Here is a 6,020-nt window from a genome sequence, read left to right on the forward strand (position 1 = left end):
CGATATGGCGAAAAATCTAATACTCTGGCTGGTCATTGCAGTTGTGCTAATGTCAGTATTTCAGAGCTTTAATGGCGGCGATCAAATAGATCGTCAAACTAGTTACAGTCAATTTGTAAAAGATGCTAGAAATGGCTCTATACAAGAAGTGGCTATTGAAAGTACCAGTGGCACAATAACTGGTATTAAGTCTAATGGTGAGAAATTTCAAACCATTATGCCTATTTACGATAAAGATATTTTAAATGATCTACTAAAAAGTGATGTGAATGTAAAAGGCGTTAAGCCTGAAGAGCAATCATTTTTAGTAAGTATCTTGATTTCATGGTTCCCGATGTTACTACTGCTTGGTGTATGGATATTCTTCATGCGTCAAATGCAAGGTGGTGGCGGTAAAGGCGCAATGTCGTTTGGTAAAAGCAAAGCGCGCTTAATGAGTGAAGATCAAATTAAAACGACCTTCGCTGATGTTGCAGGTTGCGATGAAGCAAAAGATGATGTGACTGAGTTAGTGGACTTTTTACGAGATCCTTCTAAATTCCAAAAGTTAGGCGGTAGTATTCCTAAAGGCGTACTTATGGTCGGACCTCCTGGTACGGGTAAAACGTTATTAGCGAAAGCTGTTGCCGGTGAAGCCAAAGTACCATTTTTTACTATATCAGGTTCTGATTTCGTTGAGATGTTTGTTGGTGTTGGTGCTTCTCGTGTTCGTGATATGTTTGAACAAGCGAAAAAAGCAGCTCCTTGCATTATTTTCATCGATGAGATTGATGCCGTAGGTCGCAAACGTGGTGCAGGTATGGGCGGTGGTCACGACGAACGTGAGCAAACGCTAAACCAAATGCTTGTAGAAATGGATGGTTTTGAAGGCAATGAAGGTATTATTGTTATTGCAGCGACTAACCGTCCTGACGTATTAGACCCCGCTTTACTTCGTCCAGGTCGTTTTGACCGTCAAGTGGTGGTTGGTTTACCTGATATACGTGGCCGTGAGCAAATACTTAAAGTACATATGCGTAAAGTGCCATTAGGTGATAACGTTGAGGCATCTGTTATCGCACGTGGTACTCCGGGCTTTTCTGGCGCTGACTTAGCAAACCTTGTAAATGAAGCTGCTTTATATGCCGCACGTAGTAATAAACGTGTTGTTAGCATGGCTGAATTTGACGCTGCTAAAGATAAAATCATGATGGGCGCAGAGCGCAAAACCATGGTGATGAGCGAGAAAGAAAAAGAAATGACGGCTTACCATGAGGCGGGACACGCAATTGTTGGCCGCATGGTACCTGAGCATGATCCAGTTTATAAAGTATCGATAATACCTCGTGGCCGTGCCCTTGGTGTAACTATGTACTTACCTGAACAAGATCGTGTTAGTCATTCTAAAGAGTTGCTTGAGTCAATGATTTCAAGTCTCTACGGTGGCCGTATTGCCGAAGCGCTTATTTATGGTGAAGATAAAGTAACTACGGGTGCAAGTAATGACATTGAGCGCGCAACGGATATTGCCCGTAAAATGGTTACACAGTGGGGCCTAAGTGAAAAGTTAGGGCCACTATTGTACGCTGAAGATCAAAACGAGATGTACATGGGTGGCGGCGGTGGTCGTTCTATGAGCATGTCGGATGAAACAGCAAAAGTGATTGATACTGAAGTTCGTTTACTCTCAGATCGTAACTATCAACGCGCCGAAGCAATCTTAAAAGATCATATTGATATATTGCACTCAATGAAAGATGCATTAATGAAGTATGAAACAATTGATGCGAAGCAGATTGATGATTTAATGGCGCGTCAGCCAGTGCGTGAACCACGTGATGCACATGATCGTCGTGACACGGCTGATAAAAAACCAGCTCCAGCTGAGACAAAAGCAGAGCCTGTTATTGAAAAAGATGAAAAACCAGCACAAAAAGATGAAACAAATCTTGATGATAAAGCTGAATAACAGTTAAAATAGCTAAACCAAAAGCCCCGATTGTCGGGGCTTTTTTGTAACTTATAAAATAAAGTACAAATATCAATGCAATGGATGTATTGAAGGTGATAGATGACCACAGTTAATTTACCTAGAGGTCGCAATTTACACCTCGACACCCCCGTAATTATGGGGATTCTGAATGTCACCCCTGATTCTTTTTCAGACGGCGGATGCTACTACCAAACTGACAGCGCTGTCATTAAAGCCCAAGATTTATTAGCCGATGGGGCCACTATTTTAGATATTGGTGGTGAGTCAACACGCCCTGGCGCGCCAGATGTCAGTCTCGAAGATGAATTAGCCCGCGTGATCCCCGCCATAGAAGCCATTCGAGCTCACAGTGATAATGCAGTAAATCGTAGCGTCATTTCAATAGACACCAGTAAAAGTGAAGTAATGCGCCAAGCTATTTTAGCGGGGGCAGATATTGTCAATGACGTGCGCGCTCTACAAGAGCCTCTTGCATTGGAAACGGTGGCACAGTTTCCTGATGTTGCAGTGTGCTTAATGCATATGCAAGGTCAGCCGCGAACAATGCAAACTAATCCGCAGTATGGCGATTTATTTGCAGATATTAATGACTTTTTCAAACAACGTATTAATGCATGTGAAACAGCGGGTGTTCAGCGTGAGCGACTTATTCTCGATCCCGGATTTGGGTTTGGTAAAAGCCTTAATCATAACTATGAATTACTCGCACGGTTTGATGAGTTTAATTGCTTTGGCCTACCTGTTTTAGCTGGACTATCGCGTAAGTCGATGATTGGCAACTTATTAAATAGAGAAACCAGTGAACGCCTAGCAGGCAGTTTGGCTGGTGCACTAATTTCAGCGCAAAATGGCGCAAAAATAATACGCGTACACGATGTAAAAGAAACCGCAGATGTACTTGCTGTATGGCAGGCCTGTAAAAAAGGAACACACAATGAAAACTAGAAAATATTTTGGCACTGATGGTGTCCGTGGCATGGTGGGTGAGTACCCAATTACGCCAGAATTTGCCCTTAAACTTGGGTGGGCAGCAGGAAAAGTACTATCAAAAAATGGCACAAAAAAAGTCATAATTGGTAAAGATACACGTATATCAGGTTACATGTTAGAAACCTCTCTTGAGGCGGGGCTAATTGCTGCGGGTATCGATGTGGTTTTACTTGGCCCAATGCCTACACCTGCCGTTGCTTATTTAGCTCAGACCTTTCGTGCAGAAGCAGGTATTGTGATCAGTGCATCGCATAATCCTTATCATGATAATGGTATTAAATTTTTCTGCGGTCGCGGTTTAAAATTAGGTGATGAGGTTGAGCTACAAATTGAGGCGATGCTCGATGAGCCAATGACGTGTGTGGCATCAGATAAGCTTGGTAAAGCGCGCCGCCTAGAAAGTGCTGATGGTCGTTATATTGAGTTTTGCAAAAGCCAATTTCCCCAAGGGTTATCGCTTGAGGGACTAAAAATAGTACTCGATTGTGCTAATGGCGCAACTTACCATATTGCACCATCTGTAATGCGCGAGTTAGGCGCAGAGATCATTTGCCATGCATGTGAACCCAATGGTGTAAATATCAACTTAGAGTGCGGTGCAACGCATGTTGATGCATTAAAACGTAAAGTGCTTGAACATAATGCCGATGTTGGTATTGCTTACGATGGTGATGGCGATCGTGTGATGATGGTTGATCATAACGGCCGTGTATTTGATGGCGATGACATTGTCTATATTATTGCTTGCCAAGCTGCACAAGATGATATGTTAGGTGGCGGTGTTGTCGGCACTGTTATGTCTAATATGGGGCTTGAAAATGCGCTTAAAGCTAAAGGTATTGATTTTGCTCGAAGTAAAGTCGGGGATCGTTATGTTATGGAGCTTTTACAAGAAAAAGGCTGGAAAATTGGCGGTGAAAGTTCAGGACATGTACTAAACCTTGATCTGATCAGCACCGGTGATGGTATTATTTCAAGCTTACAAGTGTTGGCAGCAATGGTTGCACAAAACCGCACTCTTAAAGACTTAGGGGCTGGCTTTACTAAGTACCCAATGAAAATGATCAACGTACGCTACAAGGCAGGAACAGATCCAACGCAAGCACCAGAAGTCATCGCTGCGGTTGCGCAAGTTGAAGAGCAACTTGGTGGTAAAGGTCGTGTTCTATTACGAAAATCAGGTACGGAACCTGTTATTCGCGTTATGGTTGAAGCTGAGCAAGAAAAAATAGTGCTGGATAGCGCACAAAAAATTGCCGCAGTTGTTGAATCTATGAGCAAACAAACTGATTAAGAACAATAACCTCTTGTAACTTTGGGCGAGTCGAGTTACTATCTCGCCCGCTTTCTTATGTGGAGTGGAAAAATGGCAATACGCAAGCCAATGGTCGCAGGCAATTGGAAAATGAACGGCTCGAAAGAGTTAGTACAGCAATTATCTGACGCAATCAACAACGTAAAATCAGATAAGATCGACGTTGTGATCTTTCCACCTTATCCATTGTTACCAATGCTAACAGCAGCGGGTGTAACAACTGGGGCGCAAACAGTTTCAGAAAATGAAGCTGGTGCATTTACTGGTGAAGTTGATGCGCAATTAATTAAAGATTTAGGTGGCGAATATACGTTAGTTGGTCACTCTGAACGCCGTAATGTTTATGGCGAAAGCAATGACACTGTAGCAGCTAAATTTTCTCGCGCCCAACAAGTGGGCTTAACACCTATTTTATGTGTTGGAGAAAGCGAAGAGCAACGCGAACAAGGTCAAACTGAATTAGTCGTTGCTGCACAAATTGATGCGGTAATTAATAAATTAGGTCTAGCAGCACTGAAAGATTCTGTGATAGCATATGAGCCCGTTTGGGCCATTGGCACAGGTAAGACTGCATCGCCTGAACAAGCACAAAATGTGCACAAATTTATCCGTGATAAAATTGCTGATAAAAACAGTGATTTAGCACAAGGGTTGACCATCCTTTATGGTGGCAGCGTAAATGAAAAAAATAGCGAATTATTATTTGCACAACCAGATATAGATGGTGGCCTAATTGGTGGCGCTAGTCTAAAAGCAGGCTTATTCACTGCTATCTGCGAAAGTGCAAAAGGGACCGTGTAAGATGTACGAAATTTTATTAGTAGTTTATTTAGTTGTGGCTTTAGCGCTTGTTGGAATGGTATTAATTCAGCAGGGCAAAGGTGCAGACATGGGTTCATCATTTGGTGCTGGCGCTTCTGCAACCGTTTTTGGTTCGTCAGGTGCTGGTAACTTCATGACTAAAACAACAACAATCTTAGCTACAATATTTTTTGTACTAAGTATTGTGCTGGGTAACTTAACCGCAGGTCAAATAAAAAGTGGTGACCAGTGGGATGACCTATCACAAGAAGAGACGGTTGTACCTGTTAGTGTTGATGCGCCTAAAGCTGAAACAAAAGAAGAGACTCACGTACCTAATTAATTCTTTAGTTAATAATTAGTTACTTGTTAAACGATTTACAGACCTCGCGTAAATCACTAAGTTTAACACATAAAGCAAAAGCTTTAAAAATGCGGTTGTGGTGGAATTGGTAGACACGCTACCTTGAGGGGGTAGTGCTTTAGGGCGTGGGGGTTCAAGTCCCCCCAACCGCACCATATTATAAAACCCAGTAACAGTAATGTTACTGGGTTTTTTTGTCAGTAGGCTATGCACAGCTCTGTATAATACCAATCAGCATAAATATTTGAACAATTTAACGAATTAAATCATGCTATAACGTCGTTAAAAATTTTTTATTTAGAACAACTAGGGCGTGTTGACCTTTGTGGRTTGAAATTTGTTCAATCTAGGGGCGATTTAATCGCGGCGCGAGGTTTGTAACCTAGCGGGCTAAGTAAAAACCGAGCAAAGCTTCCGCGTCCTGCTCACGCCCCTTACCTACATCCGTGTAGGTAACAAAGAGTCAATCGCCCCTAGGAAGAACCCTTTGGGCAGCGCATGTTTGGCATTTATACTGCGTTATCGCCTATTTATGGGGAACAACCACACTGCATAGGCGCTGCCTTGCCTAAATACCA

Annotated in this window: 5 protein-coding genes and 1 tRNA gene; all 6 read left to right on the forward strand. The window is 42.6% G+C overall.

What is annotated here, in order from left to right:
- The first annotated feature begins 4 nt into the window (after window positions 1–4).
- The 6 genes from ftsH (at window position 5) to ADS77_RS08840 (ending at window position 5,597) form a co-directional block, all read left to right on the forward strand.
- Complete coding sequence (gene ftsH, locus ADS77_RS08815; RefSeq protein ID WP_054203245.1) at window positions 5–1,948, forward strand: ATP-dependent zinc metalloprotease FtsH; 1,944 nt, start codon at window positions 5–7, stop codon at window positions 1,946–1,948.
- 102 nt (window positions 1,949–2,050) lie between these two features.
- Window positions 2,051–2,917, forward strand: a complete 867-nt coding sequence (gene folP / locus ADS77_RS08820; RefSeq protein WP_054453913.1) for a dihydropteroate synthase — start codon at window positions 2,051–2,053, stop codon at window positions 2,915–2,917.
- The gene (glmM, locus tag ADS77_RS08825; protein WP_054453915.1) at window positions 2,907–4,256 is read left to right on the forward strand and encodes a phosphoglucosamine mutase; all 1,350 of its coding nucleotides are present in this window, start codon (window positions 2,907–2,909) and stop codon (window positions 4,254–4,256) included. The genes folP and glmM overlap by 11 nt, the downstream gene beginning before the upstream one ends.
- A gap of 72 nt (window positions 4,257–4,328) precedes the next feature.
- The gene (gene tpiA / locus ADS77_RS08830) at window positions 4,329–5,078 is read left to right on the forward strand and encodes a triose-phosphate isomerase (protein WP_054453917.1); all 750 of its coding nucleotides are present in this window, start codon (window positions 4,329–4,331) and stop codon (window positions 5,076–5,078) included.
- Window position 5,079: 1 nt separating this feature from the next.
- Window positions 5,080–5,421: a preprotein translocase subunit SecG gene (secG, locus tag ADS77_RS08835; RefSeq protein WP_054203241.1), complete on the forward strand. Its 342-nt coding sequence runs from the start codon at window positions 5,080–5,082 to the stop codon at window positions 5,419–5,421.
- A 91-nt stretch (window positions 5,422–5,512) separates the two neighbouring features.
- Window positions 5,513–5,597: transfer RNA gene (locus ADS77_RS08840), tRNA-Leu, on the forward strand.
- Window positions 5,598–6,020: the final 423 nt, after the last annotated feature.

Origin of the sequence: Pseudoalteromonas porphyrae (assembly GCF_001298125.1) — a bacterium.
In the GTDB taxonomy this organism is placed as follows: Bacteria; Pseudomonadota; Gammaproteobacteria; order Enterobacterales; family Alteromonadaceae; genus Pseudoalteromonas; species Pseudoalteromonas neustonica.